This window comes from Streptomyces sp. NRRL F-5126 (genome assembly GCF_000721265.1).
Classification (GTDB): Bacteria; Actinomycetota; Actinomycetes; order Streptomycetales; family Streptomycetaceae; genus Streptomyces.
Genome location: NZ_JOFZ01000015.1, coordinates 1 through 18,057, shown reverse-complemented (window position 1 = coordinate 18,057; position 18,057 = coordinate 1). Strand labels below are relative to the sequence as shown.

Annotated in this window: 13 protein-coding genes and 1 pseudogene; 9 read left to right on the top strand and 5 right to left on the bottom strand. The window is 69.6% G+C overall.

Annotation, left to right across the window (positions count from 1 at the left end):
• Positions 1–4 precede the first annotated feature (4 nt).
• From ybeY to IH48_RS0129575, 3 genes are read left to right on the top strand one after another with little or no spacing between them, the layout of a single operon-like run.
• Positions 5–502, top strand: a complete 498-nt coding sequence (gene ybeY / locus IH48_RS0129585; RefSeq protein WP_030911393.1) for an rRNA maturation RNase YbeY — start codon at positions 5–7, stop codon at positions 500–502.
• The gene (locus IH48_RS0129580) at positions 499–1,803 is read left to right on the top strand and encodes a hemolysin family protein (RefSeq protein WP_030911390.1); all 1,305 of its coding nucleotides are present in this window, start codon (positions 499–501) and stop codon (positions 1,801–1,803) included. Before ybeY ends, IH48_RS0129580 begins: the two co-directional genes overlap by 4 nt.
• Before the next feature lie 14 nt (positions 1,804–1,817).
• On the top strand, positions 1,818–2,177 hold the full coding sequence (locus tag IH48_RS0129575) for an MmcQ/YjbR family DNA-binding protein (protein WP_030911387.1): 360 nt from the start codon (positions 1,818–1,820) through the stop codon (positions 2,175–2,177).
• A gap of 36 nt (positions 2,178–2,213) precedes the next feature.
• Here the strand turns inward: IH48_RS0129575 and IH48_RS0129570 are convergent, their stop codons facing one another.
• Positions 2,214–2,633 carry a MarR family winged helix-turn-helix transcriptional regulator gene (locus tag IH48_RS0129570; protein ID WP_030911384.1) on the bottom strand — a complete coding sequence of 140 codons (420 nt, stop codon included), beginning with the start codon at positions 2,631–2,633 and terminating at the stop codon, positions 2,214–2,216.
• Positions 2,634–2,689: 56 nt separating this feature from the next.
• Between IH48_RS0129570 and IH48_RS0129565 the strand changes: the two genes are divergently transcribed.
• Positions 2,690–3,229 carry a DUF6790 family protein gene (locus IH48_RS0129565; RefSeq protein ID WP_051840855.1) on the top strand — a complete coding sequence of 180 codons (540 nt, stop codon included), beginning with the start codon at positions 2,690–2,692 and terminating at the stop codon, positions 3,227–3,229.
• On the opposite strand, the gene IH48_RS0129560 is transcribed toward IH48_RS0129565, so the two are convergent.
• Together IH48_RS0129560 and IH48_RS0129555 are read right to left on the bottom strand one after the other, a co-directional pair.
• Positions 3,202–3,972 carry a class I SAM-dependent methyltransferase gene (locus tag IH48_RS0129560; RefSeq protein WP_037843698.1) on the bottom strand — a complete coding sequence of 257 codons (771 nt, stop codon included), beginning with the start codon at positions 3,970–3,972 and terminating at the stop codon, positions 3,202–3,204. The two genes, IH48_RS0129565 and IH48_RS0129560, sit on opposite strands and share 28 nt — an antisense overlap.
• A gap of 322 nt (positions 3,973–4,294) precedes the next feature.
• A complete protein-coding gene (locus IH48_RS0129555; protein ID WP_030911375.1) occupies positions 4,295–5,134 on the bottom strand; it encodes a helix-turn-helix transcriptional regulator in 840 nt (279 codons plus the stop codon).
• 165 nt (positions 5,135–5,299) lie between these two features.
• Here IH48_RS0129555 and IH48_RS0129550 point away from each other — a divergent pair, with 165 nt between their 5' ends.
• Both IH48_RS0129550 and IH48_RS0129545 read left to right on the top strand, forming a co-directional pair.
• Positions 5,300–6,052, top strand: a complete 753-nt coding sequence (locus IH48_RS0129550; protein WP_030911372.1) for an SDR family NAD(P)-dependent oxidoreductase — start codon at positions 5,300–5,302, stop codon at positions 6,050–6,052.
• 102 nt (positions 6,053–6,154) lie between these two features.
• On the top strand, positions 6,155–7,291 hold the full coding sequence (locus IH48_RS0129545; protein WP_030911369.1) for an FAD-dependent oxidoreductase: 1,137 nt from the start codon (positions 6,155–6,157) through the stop codon (positions 7,289–7,291).
• A 25-nt stretch (positions 7,292–7,316) separates the two neighbouring features.
• On the opposite strand, the gene IH48_RS0129540 is transcribed toward IH48_RS0129545, so the two are convergent.
• Entirely contained in the window at positions 7,317–7,760 is a 444-nt protein-coding gene (locus tag IH48_RS0129540; RefSeq protein ID WP_030911366.1) for a winged helix-turn-helix transcriptional regulator, read from the bottom strand.
• Positions 7,761–7,893: 133 nt separating this feature from the next.
• Here IH48_RS0129540 and IH48_RS0129535 point away from each other — a divergent pair, with 133 nt between their 5' ends.
• The gene (locus IH48_RS0129535) at positions 7,894–8,766 is read left to right on the top strand and encodes an aldo/keto reductase family oxidoreductase (RefSeq protein WP_030911363.1); all 873 of its coding nucleotides are present in this window, start codon (positions 7,894–7,896) and stop codon (positions 8,764–8,766) included.
• A gap of 46 nt (positions 8,767–8,812) precedes the next feature.
• Complete coding sequence (locus IH48_RS0129530; protein ID WP_037843696.1) at positions 8,813–9,685, top strand: aminoglycoside phosphotransferase family protein; 873 nt, start codon at positions 8,813–8,815, stop codon at positions 9,683–9,685.
• 46 nt (positions 9,686–9,731) lie between these two features.
• On the opposite strand, the gene IH48_RS0129525 is transcribed toward IH48_RS0129530, so the two are convergent.
• Positions 9,732–10,247 (bottom strand): hypothetical protein, encoded by a 516-nt coding sequence (locus IH48_RS0129525; RefSeq protein ID WP_234434425.1) that lies wholly within the window; start codon positions 10,245–10,247, stop codon positions 9,732–9,734.
• Between the two features lie 367 nt (positions 10,248–10,614).
• On the opposite strand from IH48_RS0129525, the pseudogene IH48_RS37700 reads away from it, so the two are divergent.
• Positions 10,615–18,057 (top strand): annotated as a pseudogene (locus tag IH48_RS37700) (DNRLRE domain-containing protein); the annotation flags it as partial.

Below are 18,057 nucleotides of genomic sequence, written 5' to 3'. Positions count from 1 at the left end.
CACCATGTCGATCGACGTCAACAACGAGTCAGGAACCGAGGTCGACGAGCAGGCGATCCTCGACATCGCCCGCTACGCGCTCGGCAGGATGCGTATCCACCCGCTCTCCGAGCTTTCGGTGATCGTGGTGGACGAGGCCGCCATCGAGCAGCTCCACATCCAGTGGATGGACCTGCCGGGACCCACGGACGTGCTGTCCTTCCCGATGGACGAGCTGCGCCCGCCGGGCAAGGACGAGGAGGAGCCCCCGCAGGGGCTGCTCGGCGACATCGTGCTGTGCCCCGAGGTCGCGCTCAAGCAGGGGCAGGAGGCGCCCACGCGCCACACCATGGACGAGGAGCTCCAGCTGCTCACCGTCCACGGCGTGCTGCACCTGCTCGGCTACGACCACGAGATGCCCGACGAGAAGGCCGAGATGTTCGGCCTCCAGGCGGCCATCGTGGACGGCTGGCGGGCGGAGCGCGGCCTGACGGGCCCGTCGCCCGCGCCCACCGTGTCGTGAGCACGTCGCTGATCCTCGGGGCCGTCGCGCTCGTCGTCGTGGCCTGGCTCGCCGCCTGCGCGGAGGCGGGCCTGGCCCGCATCTCCGCGTTCCGAGCCGCCGAGGCGGTGCGGAACGGCCGCAGGGGTGCGGCGAAGCTCGCGCAGGTCGCGTCCGACCCCACGCGCTACCTCAACATGGCGCTGCTGGTGCGGGTGGCGTGCGAGATGGCGGCCGCCGCGTTCGTCACGTACGGGTGCGTCGAGGAGTTCGACGCCACGTGGGAGGCGCTGCTGGTCGCGATCGGCGTGATGGTGCTCGTCTCGTACGTGGCGGTCGGTGTGTCGCCCCGTACGATCGGCCGCCAGCACCCGGTGAACACGTCGACGGCCGCCGCGTACGTCCTGCTGCCGCTGGCCCGGTTCATGGGGCCCGTGCCGGCACTGCTGATCCTCCTCGGCAACGCGCTCACGCCCGGCAAGGGGTTCCGCAAGGGCCCGTTCGCCAGCGAGGCCGAGCTGCGGGCCCTGGTCGACCTGGCGGAGCAGGAGTCGCTGATCGAGGACGAGGAGCGCCGGATGGTGCACTCGGTCTTCGAGCTGGGCGACACGCTGGTGCGCGAGGTGATGGTGCCGCGCACGGACCTCGTCGCGATCGAGCGGTACAAGACGATCCGTCAGGCCACGACGCTCGCCCTGCGCTCGGGCTTCTCCCGCATCCCGGTGACGGGGGAGAACGAGGACGACGTCGTCGGCATCGTCTACCTGAAGGACCTCGTCAGGAAGACGCACGTGAACCGCGACTCGGAGGCCGACCCGGTCTCCACCGCGATGCGTCCGGCCGCGTTCGTGCCGGACACGAAGAACGCGGGCGACCTGCTGCGCGAGATGCAGCAGGAGCGCAACCACGTGGCGGTCGTCATCGACGAGTACGGCGGCACGGCCGGCATCGTCACGATCGAGGACATCCTGGAGGAGATCGTCGGCGAGATCACCGACGAGTACGACAGGGAGCAGCCGCCCGTCGAGGAGATCGGCGACGGCTCGTACCGGGTGACGGCGCGCCTCGACATCGGGGACCTGGGCGAGCTGTTCGGCCTCGACGAGTTCGACGACGAGGACGTGGAGACGGTCGGCGGGCTGCTCGCGAAGGCGCTCGGCCGGGTGCCGATCGCGGGCGCCACGGCGCAGATCGACCTGCCGGACGGCCGCAGGCTGCGCCTGACGGCGGAGGATCCGGCGGGCCGCCGCAACAAGATCCTCACGATCCTCGCGGAGCCGCTGCCGGCGGCCGCGGACCACGGGGAGCGGGTGACGCCATGACGCCGTCGGGCACGATGACCGCGCAGCGGCTGAGGTCCTTCTGCCTCGGCCTCGCGGGCGCGGCCGAGGACACCCCGTTCCCGCAGGCACCGGGGCTCACGGTGTTCAAGGTCGAGGGCAAGATCTTCGCGTTCTGCGCGCTGGACGAACTGCCGCTGACGGTCTCGCTCAAGTGCGACCCGGAGGAGGCCCTGCGGCTGCGCGAGGCGTACCCGTCGATCGTCCCGGGCTGGCACCTCAACAAGCGGCACTGGAACTCGGTCACGGTCGGCGAACTGCCGCGGCGCATGGTGCGCGAGCTGATCGAGGACTCGTACGACCTGGTGGTCGCGGGCCTGCCGAGGGCGGTACGGCTCCGCCTCGACCGGCCCTGAGCGCGGGCGCCGACGTGCGTACCCGGCTTCCCGCCGTCACTCCGGCGTGAGGATCTCGGCCAGGCGGAGAGTGTCATCGAGGTAGCGCTCGTAGGGGAACCCGGCCGCGATGAGAGCGGCCTTGAACTCGTCGTGCAGAGGCCTCCCCTCCGTGCGGAAGGCCTCCTCGCCCGCACTGGTGATGCGCACGAGGCGGCGCCGCCCGTGGTCGGGGTCGGGAACGACCTCCACCAGGCCGTCCGCCTCAAGGGGCCGCAGGGCCCGGCTCACCGCCGGGTCGGACACCGAGAGCGCCTGTGCGAGCCGGTGCTGCGTCGTCGGCTGGATGCCCTCAAGCGCGCCCAAGAGGCGCAACTGGCTGTAGCCCAGGCGGCCGTCGTGGCCGGCGCGCTTGCGGGTGGCGTCGCCGAGCAGCATGACCACGCGGTGCAGGAGATCTGCGAGTCCTTCGTCCACGCCACCATCCTACTCGAATCTTGCGCGATTAATATTAACCATGCAACACTCAAGCCATGGACACTCTCTCGTACGTCGCGAAGTCGGCGACTCCCATGCTGTTCCTCCTGGTGGCGGTCGTCGGGGCGCTCGTGGGCACCCGCAGGCACCCCGAGCGGACGCCCGCCGAGACCTGGGTGCGCTGGTGGGCCGTCAGCGCGCTGGGCTGCGGAAGCCTGTGGATGACGCTCTCCTTCCTGCTGATGCCCGCCACCATGGCCGACGCGATCGGCTTCACCAGGACCCCGTTCATGTTCGAGATCGCCTTCGCCAACCTGGCGCTCGCCGTCCTGGCCTTCCGCGCCAGGACCGCCCCGGCCCGGGAACGGCTCACCGCGGGACTCGCCGCCGGGGCGTTCCTGTGGGGCGCCACGATCGGGCACCTCTACCAGTGGTTCGCGAACGGCGACCACCACGCCGGCAACACCGGGGGCATCCTCGTCTACGACGTACTGGTCCCGGCGATCATGATCGTCCTGGCGCGGCGCGCCGGGCACTCCCGGCGCGAGCCGGCCGTCGCGGCGTCCGGTCAGTCGCCCGCGATCAGCACGCGGTAGCCGTAGTCGACGGCCTCGCGCGCCAGCAGGCCGGCGTGGCGGCGCGCCCAGGTGCCGGAGTCCAGGTCGGCGCGCAGCCGCGCCATCGCGGGCTCCACGACGTCCGCGGGCAACTGCGCGAACGTCGAGTTGGCGGCACGCACGGCGGGGTCGAGGAACCGCTCGGGGCGGCGCCAGTACGCCGTCTGGAACCCGTCGGTGAAGTCGTGCGGGATGGGGAACGCCAGGACGGTGTGCGCGCCCATCAGCCCGGCCACCTCGGCGACGGGCCGGAACCTGGCCTCCTCCATCGCCCTGATCTCCGGCAGGTACTCGGCCAGAAGCCACAGCTCGGGCCGGTGTGCCACGTCCCACGTGAACACCACCTGGCGCCGTGCGACGCGCCGCAGTTCGGCGAGGCCGCGCGCGAGGTCCGTCCAGTGGTGCACGGTCATCACGGCCGTCGCCGCGTCGAACGCCCCGTCGGGGAAGGGCAGTTCCTCGGCGCATGCCTGCACCTTCCGCCCGCCCGGGTGCTGGCCGAGCATCACCCGCGACGGCTCGACGGCGGTGACGTCGAGGTCGCCGGGCTCGTACGACCCGGCGCCCGCACCGACGTTGACGACGGTCCTGGCACCGTCGAGCGCGCGCCGCAGCACCGCCGCGAGCCGGGGGTCGGGCCTGCGCACGTCGCGGTACCCGACGCCGATCCGGTCGTACACGGGCACCGCGGCCGGCGCGGGGCCGGCGGGAGTCGCGTTCACGCCCCCATCCCACCAGCACGCGCGCCCGCGCACCAGAGCGCCTCCGTGCCCGCTGACGGGCAGGCGGCCCGTCGCAGGCTCTCGGTAGCGGTGGGTTCGCGTATTCACGTGTCGCGAGTTCGAGGGCGGCCCGCCCGGCGGCCGGGGCGGCCGTGTTCGGTGTTCTCGGCACACCAGGCGTCGATGTCGAGCCGGCCGCAGGACGCGAGAGAGCTGTGCCGCTCGGCGGCGAAACGTCGGACGCCGGCCGTGAGGTGACTTCGCTCGGCGCGGGCTCGCGGCCGGTGGAGCCTGGCCCCGTGTCCGAGCGCCGGCACGTTCGTCACAGGTGCGTCGTCCGGCGCAGCAGGCGGTCGATGTTCTCGCGGCTGCGCCTGTCGGTGGGGGTCTGGACGACGAGGCGGACGCCGGGATGGTCGGTCAGTTCCATGCCGGTGGCACGCAGGGTCACTTCGCCGATCCCCGTGATGTCGTAGCGCTTGTCGCACAGGTGGGGTGGGGCGACGTCGTGCGTGGCCCAGAGCCGGGAGAACAGCGGGCTCGCGGCGCACAGACGGGCGACGAAGTCCTGCCATCGCGGGTCGCCCAGGTTCTGGCTGTAGCGATAGCGGAACCCTGCCACGGCCTCGGGCGCCTGCTCGTCCCGGTTGACGATGCGGTGCTGCCCCTCCGGTACCGCGAAGAGGTGCCAGAGGGTGTTGCGCTCGCCGGGCGGAGCACTCACCAGCGCCGGGTGCAGGGCGGCGTATGCGCCGTTCCAGCGCAGCACGTCGGTGCGGGCGTCGACCAGCATGGCGGGCAATGGGTCCAGGGCTCCCAGGACGGTGTCGAGGTGGCCGGGGAGCTCGGTCGGCGGATCGTTGCCGGCCGGGGGCCGGGGGACCTCTGCCAGACGGTAGAGGTGGTCGCGCTCGGCGGCCTCCAGAAACAGCGTGCGGGCCACCGCGTCGAGCACCTGCGGGCTGACGTTGATCGGCCGCCCCTGCTCCAGCCACGTGTACCAGGTGATGCCGACACCGGCCAGCTGGGCGACCTCCTCGCGGCGCAGCCCGGGGGTGCGCCGGCGCACCCCCGGGAGGATGCCGACGTCCTCGGGTGAGACCCGCGCGCGTCGTGAGCGCAGGAACTCACGCAGTTCGGTCCGGTTCGTGGTCGTCGGCACCTGTCCACTCTGCCAGAGCCGGGGAACCGTCCGCCTGGTGCTGCCGGCACCAGTACCAGCGGGCTCTTGGCACCGGTGTCCGCATCAGGCACAGGCTCGTACCGCCTGTGTTCCTCAGGACGTTCCCTTCGGAACGGCTACCCGGATGAACGGACGACGAGTTCCATGAGCAACGCGTTTGACAACAAGGTCGCGGTCGTGACGGGCGGGAGCGCCGGTATCGGGCACGCCACCGCACGGAAGATCGCCGAAGCGAGCGGTACCGTCTACATCACCGGACGGGACCAGGACGCCGTGACGGCGACGGCCGCGGACATACCGGGTGATGTCATCGGAGTGCGGGCCGACTCGCGCTCGGCCGACGACCTCGACCGGCTCTTCGCGCAGGTCGAGCGGCGCAGTGGCCGGCTGGACGTGCTGGTCGTCAATGCGGCGGCGATCGCGACCGCACCGCTGGGAACCATCACCGAGGACATCATCAGGACGGTCTTCGACGTCAACATCACCGGCACGGTCATGACCGTCCAGAAGGCGCTGCCGCTGCTGGCGGACGGTGGCGTCATCGTCCTCACCGGCTCGATGGCCGCGCACAAGGCGTCGCGCGGGCGGAGTGTCTACGCGGCCTCCAAGGCCGGGGTACGCGCCCTCGCCCGTACCTGGGCCCTTGAGCTGACCCCACGCGCGATCCGGGTGAACGTGGTGAGCCCGGGCCCGACGGATACGCCCGGTATCGCACAGCTGGCTGCCACTGCCGAGGAACGCGAGGCGCTCATCGCCACGATGGCCACAGGGACCCCGATGACCCGGGCCGGTACGGCGGAAGAGGCCGCCGCCGTCATCGCATTCGTCGCCTCGGACGCGGCCTCCCACGTCAATGGCGCCGACTACCAGGTCGACGGCGGATACGGCCAGGTCTGACGCCCTCGCGGGGCCGTCACGAACCACCCGTTGGAGAACTGTGTTCGTTGGTGGAACAATGTTCGTTATAGTGTGCGGGCGACCCACGCGAAAGGAATCACCATGACGACCCCGGTCTCGATCATCGGCGCGGGCCTCGGCGGACTCACGCTCGCCCGGATCCTGCACCTGCACAACATCCCCGCCACCGTCTACGAGGCGGAGGGGTCGCCTGGCGTCCGCACGCAGGGAGGGCAGCTCGACCTCCACGAGGAAGACGGCCAACTCGCCCTGGAGATGGCCGGGCTCACCGAGGAGTACCGCTCGATCATCCACCGGGGCGGCGGCGCACGGCGTGTCGTCGATGAGCGGGGGCGAGTGGTCGTCGACCGTCCTGACGACGGCTCCCTGGAACGGCCGGAGACGCTGCGCGGCGACATCCGCCGCATCCTGCTCGAATCACTGCCGCCCGGCACGCTGCGATGGGGCAAGAAGCTCGTCGCGGCGGCCCCCGTCGGGAGCGGACGGCACGAGCTGTCGTTCGCGGACGGCTCGTCGGCCGTCTCCGACGTCCTCGTGGGCGCCGACGGTGTCTGGTCCAAGGTCCGGCCGCTCCTTTCGGACGAGCGGCCGGTGTACTCGGGCATGAGCTACGTCGACACCTGCCTCCACGACGTCGGCACGGCCCACCCGCGTGTGGCCGGCCTCGTCGGGGACGGCGCCCTCTACGCCCTGGTCCCGGGCAAGGGATTCCTCGCCCACCGCGAGCCCCATGACGTCGTCCACACCTACGTCGTGCTGCACCGTCCGGCGGAGTGGTTCGGCGCGATCGACTTCGCCGACGCCCCGGCCGCGAAGGCGCGGATCGCCGCGGAGTTCGACGGCTGGGCGCCGGAACTGCGGGCCCTGATCACCGACGGCGAGTCCGCGCCCGTCCTGCGCGGCATCCACGAGCTGCCCGACGACCACCGCTGGGACCGGGTCCCCGGCGTCACGCTCATCGGCGACGCGGCGCACGCGACCGTTCCCGGAGGAGACGGAGCCAATCTCGCGATGCTCGACGGCGCCGAACTCGGCACCGCGATCGCGGCCCACCCCGGCGATATCGAGCGGGCACTGGCCGACCACGAGAGCGCGATGTTCCCCCGGAGCCGGAAGGCGGCCACCGAAGCCCACCGCACCATCGAGTTCATCTTCGGCGCGGACGCCCCCGCCGGGGTCATCAGCCTGTTCTCGGGACGTGAAGACGCCCCGGCCTGAGCCGGCGGGGCGCCCACCGAGACCGTCACGAGGTGCGTACGTCGTACTCCTCGCGGTGTGCGAAGACCTCGTCCATGTGGGACTGCGCCCAGTACCTGAGGTGCCGGGTCAGCTCATGCAGCGAGAGCCCGAGGCCCGTCAGCTCGTAGGAGACGGTGACGGGGACCGTCGGTGTCACGGTGCGGGTGAGCAGGCCGTCGCGTTCGAGCGACCGCAGGGTCTGGGTCAGCATCTTCTGGCTGACCCCTGCCAGCAGCCGCGAGATCTCGGAGTAGCGCATCGCCCTCGCGCCCGCCCTCGCGCCGTCCGACGCTCCGGGCCGCGCGGACGCGTCGCCGCCCAGCGCGCACAGAACGAGCACGACCCACTTGTTCGAGATGCGGTCGAGCAGCTGACGACTGGGGCACGCAGCCAGGAACGCGTCGTACTCCGCCTTGGTACGGGCCTTCCCGCCTGCCTTCGTCGTCACTGCTTACCCAGCCTCTCCCCATTGCACCGGTTACGCACTCGAAAGTGCCTACTTCCCGTAGGGAAGCAGCTCTCCAATACTGATGCGGGGAGGCAGGAAACGCCACCCCTGGTCTGCGACGAAAGGCGCCATGATGCACACATCCCCCACCCCGCTCCCCGGCGGCACCTGGACCCTGGGCGACGCGGAAGTCACGCGGTTCGGCTACGGCGCGATGCAGCTCACCGGCCCGTGGGTCATGGGGCCGCCGGCCGACCACAACGGCGCCCTTGACGTGCTGCGCACCGTGGCCGACCTCGGCATCACCCACATCGACACCAGCGACGCCTACGGTCCCCGCGTCACCAACGCGCTGATCCGCGAAGCCCTGCACCCCTACCCGGACTCCCTGTTCATCGCCACCAAGGTGGGGGCGAACCGCGACGCGCAGGGCGGCTGGCCCACGGCCCGGCGGCCCGAAGACCTGCGCAAGCAGGTACACGAGAACCTCGCATCCCTCGGGGTCGAGGCACTCGACCTGGTCAACATGCGCATGGGCGACGCCGAAGGCCCTCAACCCGGTTCGCTCGCCGAGGCGTTCGGAACGCTCGCCGAACTCCAGCGGGAGGGCCTGATCCGGCACCTCGGAGTCAGCAACGCAACCGAGGAACAGGTCGCCGAGGCGCGCGGCATCGCGCCGATCGTCTGCGTGCAGAACATGTACAACCTGGCCCACCGCCAGGACGACGCCCTCGTCGACCGGCTCGCCGCCGACGGCATCGCCTACGTGCCGTTCTTCCCGCTCGGAGGCTTCACACCGCTGCAGTCCGAGGCGCTCTCGGTGGTCGCGGCCCGCCTGGGCGCCACGCCGATGTCCGTCGCACTGGCCTGGCTGCTGCGGCGCTCGCCGAACATCCTGCTCATCCCCGGCACGTCGTCGGTCGCGCACCTGCGCGAGAACATCGCGGGCGCGGGCCTCTCCCTCTCCGAGGCGGACGTGGCCGAGCTGGACGGCATCGGCCGCTGAAAACCGCTGTGCGTGCCACTGGCGAGCTGGGTAGGGTCCGGGCCTGATGATGCACGCTGACGAAGTTCGAACCGACGCCGACCTGGTGCGGCGGCTGATCGCGCAGCAGTTCCCGCAGTGGGCCGACCTGCCCGTCGAGGTGGTGCACCCACCGGGCACCGACAACGCCGTGTACCGGCTCGGCCACGACATGGCGGTGCGCCTGCCGCGAACCGCCGCCGCCGTGGGGCAGTTGGAGTTCGAGCACGATCAGCTGCCCCGGCTGGCCGCGCTGTTGCCCGTGGCCGTCCCCCGGACGATCGCACTGGGACACCCGGGCCTCGGGTACCCGTACCGGTGGGCCGTCAGCCACTGGACGCAGGGCGCGCACCCGAAGGACGCGGAGCGTGAGGACCACCGGTTCGCCTCGGACCTCGGGGAGTTCGTCGCGGCGATGCGCGCCGCCGACTCCACCGGGGCGCGGCGGGGCTACCGGACCGGTTCGCTTCGTACACGTGACGCCGACGTACGTGAGTGGACGGCGAAGGCGGCGGACGTCCTCGACGTTCCCGCCGTTCTCGCGGCCTGGGAGCGTGCCCTGGACCAGCCGGAGTGGGACGGGCCTCCCCAGTGGACGCACGGCGACCTCATCCCCGGCAACGTCCTGGTCAGCGGCGGCCGGCTCCGCGCCGTGATCGACTTCGGCGCGGCGGGCGCGGGCGACCCGGCCTGCGACGCCATCCCGGCGTGGACACTGCTCAACGCGCGGACCCGGCCGACCTTCCGCACCGCGGCCGGGTTCGACGACGCGACCTGGGCACGCGGCAGGGGCTGGGCGCTCACGTTCGTCAGCGGCATCGACTACTACCGGCACACCAACCCGCCCATGGCGGAGCTGGGACGCCGCGCGGTCGCCGAGGTTCTCGCGGAGGCGCCGTAATCGCGCCAGAGCGCTGCACGTCAACCGCCCTCCGACCGTTCGCGAACTACCGCTTCGGCCCCTTGGGCAGGGTGGCGGTGCAGGTGGCACGGCCGTAGGGGCCGCTGGCGGTGGCGCTTTGGGCGTGCTTGCCGTGGATGGCGAGGCTGCAGTGTGCCTGGCCGCCATTGTGGCCGAGGACGATGCTGATGATGGGCTGCTTCCCGAGCGGGACGTCGACGGTGGTGTGCCAGGGCAGGTGGGCGGCGTGGACGACCGTGGCCCGGCCGGACGCGCTGCGGGCTTGGTAGGTGAGTTCGGCGGTTCCGGTGCCGGTCACTTCGTAGGTGACGGGCGCCGTGGGGGTGCGGTGGTGTGCCGTGCTGCCGTCATCGCTGCCGGTGTGGAGGACTCCGTAGAGGACGAGGGCGGCGCAGGCGGCCAGCACGGCGATGCCCGCGATGAGGCCGGCGCGGTCGCCGCCGGGCCTTTTCCCCGTCGCGGCGGCGTATTCGTCCTCGCTGGCCGAATTCGCCTCGGTGGCCGGGTCGGCTGTCGCCGCTGCCGGGTTGTTTCCCCCCACGAATGGCCCCCTTCGGGAATCTCGACCGCCGGGTAGTCGGATTGAATCGGACCGGTTGTACACCACTGGGAACGGCCATTTCCAGTGGACAAATATATCGGACATTCTCCCTGGTCGTGTTCTGTCCCGTTCTGGGTGCACAAGATGCCAAGTGGCGGCAAAATCCCAGCCGTTGACATGGCACCACCCGTGTGACTAGAAATCCGCCGCTACTTCCTGTGGCCTGCGTGTTCTGCAGGCGGCACGAGTTGTCGGTTGTCGATTTCCGTATCGGTCACGCAGGGGAAGGTTTGACGTGAGACCCAGACTGGGCAGGCTTTTCGTGTGCCTGGTGGCGGCCGCGGTGACGAGTACCGCGCTGCCCCAGATGGCCTATGCGGCGCCCGCTGACCATGGTGACGGCAAGGGAATAGTCGACACCGTCAAAGGCTGGTTCGGGGATGACGGCAAGGCGAGCGCGAAGCCCCCGTCACACGACGCCCTGGGGATTGCGGACCGGCAGAAGCTGCCGCCGGGCAGGAAGGCGCCGAAGGCGCATCGGGTACGGGAGCTGACGGGTAAGCGGACCGCTTCGGCGCGGTATTGGAAGCTGTCGGACGGCACGACGCAGGCCGAGCTGTCCGCCGTGCCGCTTGACTACCACTCGGCGGCCGGCTGGAAGGCGATCGACACGAAGGTCGCCGCGAGCGGCCGCTCCGGTTACCGGTACGCGAACACCACCAACCTGGCCCGCTCCTACTTCGGTTCACGCAGTGGGAGCCTGCTGCGTTTCGAGGCCGACGCCCGGCACACCGTCACGCTGGGTCTGGCCGGCGCGGACAGGGCGCTCTCGCCGGTGGCCAAGGGCGACACCGTTACGTACAAGAATCTGACGGCCGGCGGCGCCGATGTGACCTACCGGGTCGGGCGTGGTGCGGTGAAGGAGAACATCGTCCTCGACCGGGCCCCACGCGGCCCGGTCTCCTTCACGTTCAACCTCAAGACGCACGGGCTGACGCCCCGGCAGAACAAGGACGGCTCGATCGGCCTGTACGGCGGCAGCGAGACGGGCCGTCCCGTGCTGGTGATCCCGGCCGCGGTGATGTTCCAGGCCCCGAAGAACACCGACTCCCCGGTGGCCGACATGTCGCACGGCCGCGTGGCGCAGAAGCTGACTCGGCACGGTTCGTCGTGGCAGGTCACGCTGAGTCCGGATGCGAAGTGGCTGGCCGCGAAGGACCGCCGGTTCCCGGTGACGGTCGACCCGACGGTGATGATCGCGCCGACCCCGTCCACCTCGCAGGACGTGATGGTGGACTCCACCCGGCCGACGATCAACCTCGACGGCACCTGGCAACTCGGCGTCGGCACCACGCAGACGGGCACGCTGCGCTCCCTGCTGAAGTTCCCCCTCTCCAGCATCCCCGCGGGCACGGACATCTCCTCGGCGAAGCTGGGCGTGTACTACAACCAGGTCCACACCTCCAACACCCACGACGTGGTGATCGAGGCGCACCGGGCGACGGGTTCGTGGGACGCGTCGACGGCCACGTGGGCGAACACGAGCGGCCTGTCGGGCGAACTGTCGGGCACGACGGTGAGCGTGGACGACGGCGACGCGGGTACGGCGGCGAAGGGCTCGTGGCCGTACTCGGGCAACACCACGTACACGCCGTTCGCCATCAACGGCGACTACGCGTACAACAAGGACTCGGTCGCCGGGGACACCTACACCTGGCAGCCGACCGTCCCGGCGTCTGGCTCCTACCGGGTGGACGTGCACACCATCCCGGCCAGTGACCGGGCGACGGACGCGCCGTACACGGTGAACTACGACGGGGGCACCTACCACGGCACCGTCGACCAGTCCGCGGGCAGCGGCGGGGTGTGGCGGTCGCTGATCGGCGGCACGCCGCTGCCGTTCGCGGCGGGCACGGCGGGCAAGGTCGTGCTGGGTGACGGGCCCGCCTCGACGTCGACCGCGGTGGTCGCGGACGCGGTGCGGCTGGTCGAGCCGGGCACCACGCTGACGAAGCCGGCCGGCAGCTACGACCAGTGGCACCAGTTCGCGGTCACGGACACCGTGCGAAAGTGGATCGACGGCACGGCTGCGAACGACGGGTTCGTGCTGCAGGCAGCGGACGAGTCCACCCTGGGGCAGGGCGGACCGCTGTACGAGGCGGCGGAGTTCGGGTACGGCGGGGAGACGGCCACCTACCCGAAGCTGACCGTCGTCTACGGCACGCCCGGCGTGGCAGTGAAGGCGCCCACCGTGATCCACGCGACTGGTGCGGAGCTGTCCTGGCCCGCCTACACCAACACCACCGGGGACCCGGGCAACGACCTGGCCGAGTACCAGGTCCACCGCAGCGTCTTCCAGGGCTTCACCCCGTCGGCGGCCACACTGATCGCCCCGGTCGCGGCCGGAACCACCACCTTCACCGACACCACCGCGGTGCCCACCGCCGCCGATGCCACCGACCCGTTCCACGCCGTGTACTACGAGGTCGCGGTCAAGACGAAGAGCGGGAAGATCATCGGCGGCCCTGTGCAGCTGGCGGAGCTGCCGAAGGCCGGGCAGACCACACAGATCATCCAATCAGGGCAGACGGACACCACCCTGTCCTCCGCGCAGCCGTCCACCGGCCACGACACCATCGCCTCCGACGGCGTGGGCCAGCACTGGCTGGAGGTCGGCGACAACTCCGCCACCTACGGCACCACCAGGGCTGCCCTGAAGTTCCCGACCGGCTCGCTGCCGTCGACGGCACGCGTGATCAGCGCACGCTTCCAGGCCTGGTCGACGATCACTACGAACACCGGCGGTGGACAGGCCACCTACGAACTCCACGCCCTCAGCCGCAACTTCGACGAGGCCGGCGCGACATGGAACGGCGCCGCCTCGGGTACGGCGTGGACCACACCCGGCGGTGACTACTCCGGCACGGTCTCGGACACGGTGGCCTCCATCACCAACGACCCGGTCCGGCACTGGTGGGACGCCACCTCACTGGCCCAGCAGTGGATCACCACCCCCGCATCGAACCACGGCGTCCTGCTGAAGGTGGCCAACGAATCCGCGTCGGGCCCGCAGGAACGCAGCGTCTTCGCGTCCTCGGAAACCTCCGAGCCGCAACTGCGCCCGCAGTTGGACGTCACCTATGTGGACGCCACCACGGCCTCGACGTACTACGTGCCCTCCACGCCGGAGAGGATGACGCCGGGAACGACGTACAACGTCGACGTCACCGTCACCAACACCACCAACAGCACGTGGACGGCGGCAGACCAGGCACTGTCCTACCGCTGGACCCTGCCCGACGGCACGGACGTCACCAACGGCGGCAACCAGATCAAGACCGTCCTCCCGCAGGACCTCTCCCCGGGCGAGACGGCCACCATCCACGCTCAGGTCAAGGCCCCCACCAACGCCGACTCCGGCAACCCGACGAACACCCGCACCCAGTACTCACTGACCTGGGACCTCTACAACAAGACCAACGCCACCTGGAACTCGGCGACCGGAGGCGTCGCGGGCCTGGCGCAGGACATCACCATCGAGGACCCGACCTCCGACACCCTCGGTCTTGAGAAGTTCTACTCCTACACCGGCAAGAACACCGGCGCCGGCTCGACGGTGATGAACAACCTCGCCTCCGGCAACACGGTGTGGTCGTACAACGCCTTCACCAACCCCGGACGTGGTCTGACGACCTTCGCCCGCCTCGCCTACAACTCCCTCGACACCAGCGACACGGTGTCCGGCGCGGGCTGGTCCATGCAGTTGGCCGGACCCATACGCCTCGGTGCGCCGCTGGACTTCCACCCCAACCCGCACCCCACCGAGATACGCCTGGCCGACGGGGACGGCACCACCCACGTCTTCACCCAGCAGGCCGACGGCACGTGGAAGGCGCCCGCCGGAGTCCACTACCGCATCACCGCGAAGCCCGGCCTGGACTGTACCCCCAGCAAGGACCCGGTACCGGACGCCTGGACGCTGCTGAGCCCTGATGGCACGCGGTTCCTGTTCGGCTGCGACGGCTATCTCACGTCCACCGTGGACAAGAACGGCAACACGCAGACGTTCACGTACACCGAGCGGAAGTCCAACAACAAGCCGACCAAGTTCCTCAAGTACGTCACCGACCCGGCAGGCCGCCAGTCGCTCACGGTCGACTACTGGCAGAAGGGCCAGTCGGGCTACCAGTACGTGGACGACTCAGGCGTTCTGACGACGGACACCGGCAAGCTCAACAACTCCAAGATCTACGACCACATCAAGTCGATCACGGATATCTCCGGCCGGAAGATCTCCTTCTACTACACGGCCAAGGGTCTGCTCGGCCAGTTCGTGGACGGTGCGGCTCCGCCCAGCCGAAGACGTTCAACTTCACGTACGACGCGACGCAGGGGAACAAGAACGTCAAGCTGGTGTCGGCCACCGACCCGCGCGGCCATGCCACGAAGCTCGCGTACTACGAGCCGAAGTCCGGGGACGACCCCGCCTACCACTGGTGGACCAAGACCATCACCGACCGCCTCGGCGGCAACACCGACTTCGCGTATGCGGCGGACGCGGCGAACAGCAAGTTCGTCGACACCACCGTCACGGACGCCCAGGCACACGCCACCCACTACGTCACGGATGACTTCGCCCGGCCCGTCCAGACGACGAATGCCAAGTCCGAGACGACGAAGATGTCGTGGGACGCGGACAACAACGTCACCTACCTGGAGGAAGCCAACGGCGCCAAAACCGCGTACTGCTACGACCCCAAGACCGGCTACCCACTCTGGCAACGCGACGCGGAGAACAACACCTCGGGGGTCCCTGACCAGACGACCACCTGCGTAGCGGACACCTCCAAATGGCCGGCGAACGCGGCGACCTACGAGTACCAGACCCGCGCCGACGGCTACGCGGCCGACCTGTACCGCAAGACGTCCCCGGAAGGGCGCGCCTGGCAGTTCGGCTACGACACCTTCGGCAACCTGACCTCGGTCACCGACCCCAAGGGCGTCGCCACCACCACGGTCGACGGTGACTACACCACGACGTACGCCTACAACACCTACGGGGAACTGACCAAGGCGACCGACGCCGACAACAACCCCACCGGCTACAGCGACTTCGGCCCGACCGGCAACCCGGCCACCATCACCGACGCGCTCAACGAGCCGACGACATACGTCTACGACGAACGCGGCCAGGTCACCCAGGTCACCGACGCGCTCGGCAAGAAGACCACCCAGAGCTACGACACGTTCGGACGTCCCCTCATCTCCACGGTCCCGAAGGACCAGGACACAGGCGACCTGATCACCACCCCCGCTCCGGTCTACGACGCCAACGACAACGTCACCACGTCGACGGCGCCCAACGGCGCCGTCTCCACGGCCGTCTACGACGCGGCAGACGAGATCACCTCCGCCACGGCGCCCAAGGACACCAGCACGTCGGACGATCGGAAGACGACCTACACCTACGACAAGGTCGGCAACCTCAAGACCACCACCGAGCCCGACGGCACCCTCACCACCACCGACAGCGCCGACTACGTCACGACGAACAACTACGACGCGATCAACCAGCTGACTTCGGTGGTCAACGCCCAGGGCGACACCATCTCCTACACGTACGACAACGTCGGCAACACCACCACGGTCATCGACCCCATCAAGAACGCCACAACCGACACCACCGACTACACGACGAAGACGGCCTACGACCTGGACCACCGCGTCACGGCGGTGACGGACGCGGCCGGCCACACGACAAGGAAGGCATACGACAAGGACGGCCTCGTCACGTCGAGCACCGACGCGGCCGGCAACACCACGCTGACCACCTACGACGAGCGCGGGAAGGTCGCACAGGTCCAGGTGCCGCACGAGGGCACCTCGCCGATCACGTACCGCACCACCAAGTACGAGTACGACCAGGTCGGCAACACCATCAAGGTCCTCACGCCTCGTTCGGTGGACGCGGGTTCGACGGACGCGTTCACCCAGCGCACCGACTACGACGCGCTGAACCGCCCGGTCAAGCGGTACCAGCCCTACGACCCGGCGGACGCCCGCTACAACGACCCGAACGTCTACACCCAGACCAGCTATGACGCCGCAGGCCGGGTCAAGTCGACGTCACTGCCCCCGTCCGAGGGCCAGACGGTCCGCAACACCACCAGGTACGCCTACTTCGACAACGGCTGGACCAAGTCGTCCACCGACCCGTGGTCCATCCTCACCACCTACGACTACAGCGACCTGGGGCAGCAGACGACCCGGACGCTCACGTCAGCGGGCGGTTCCTCCAACCGCACGATGAACTGGTCCTACTACCCGGACGGCAAGCTCAAGTCGCGCTCCGACGACGGTGTGCCGGTCGGCAAGGACGTGGTTCTGGCCGACAACTCCGACACCCAGTCCACGTCGGCCACGGGAACCTGGCAGACCGCCGACATCACAGGCGAGCAGGGCTACAACCACGCCACCCACGCCGCCGGAACCGGCAGCGACACGTTCACCTGGACGCTCGACATCCCGTCGGACGGCACGTACGAGGCCTTCGTGAAGTACCCGGCAGTGCCGGGCGCGGCCACGGACGCGAAGTACACGGTGACGCACGACGGCGGCACGACCGACAAGACGGTCGACCAGACGTCGGGCACGGGTACCTGGGTCTCCCTCGGCTCCTACAGCTTCAAGCAGGGCAACGCGGCCAAGCTGCAACTGGCCGAGAACAGCGGCGGCACCGTCGTGGCGGACGGAGTGAAACTCGTCCGCGACAACTCCGCCGACACCGACAACGAGCAGAAGACGTTCACGTACGCGTACGACGCGAACGGCAACCTCACGTCGATCGACGACGCCTCCTCCGGGGCGAAGATCGACAACTACGGCATCGCCTACACGGGCCTCAACCAGGTCAAGAAGGTCACCGAATCGCTGGCCGGCACGGCCAAGACGTCCACCTCGTACACGTACGACGCGGACGGCCAGCCGAAGACGGTCGACCACCCCGGCCAGTACTCGGCATACGCCTACGACCTGCGCAACCTGGTCAACACGGTCTCGGTGGGCACTTCGTCCACGGACACGTCACCGAAGGTCACCGCGTACACGTACACCGACCGTGGTCAGACGCTGCAGCAGACGAAGGCCAACGACAACACCGTCGACTACAGCTACTACCTCGACGGCCCGGTCCACACCACCACCGAGCAGAAGACCGACGGCACCCTCGTCGCCTCACACACCTACGCCTACGACCCGAACGGCAACAAGGCGCAGGACGTGGCGAAGAAGATGAACGCCGACGACCACACGGCGTACCTCTCCTCGACCACCGACTACACCTACGACCCGGCCGACCGCCTGGCCAAGGCGGTGAAGACCGGCAACGGCGCCGACACGGAAACCTACGTCCACGACGACAACGCCAACGTCATCAACCAGACCGTCAAGGGCACCACGACCACCTACACCTACGACCGCAACCGCCTGCTCACGGCCACGCAAGTCCGAGAAGGCCGACGACACGGGCGCGCTGAAGTCGACGACGTACACCTTCGACCCGTCCGACGGCTACTACGGCTACAACAGCCACACCGACGTCGAAACCCTCACCGACAACACCGGCGACACCAAGGCCACCTACGGCTACACCGCCTACGGCGCCGACGACAAGTCCGAGTTCACCGGCATCGACAAACCCGACTCCACCGACCCGACGAAGGAGACGTACAACCCCTACCGCTTCAACGCGAAGCGCTGGGACGCCCAGTCCGGCACCTACGACATGGGCTTCCGCAACTACGACCCCGGC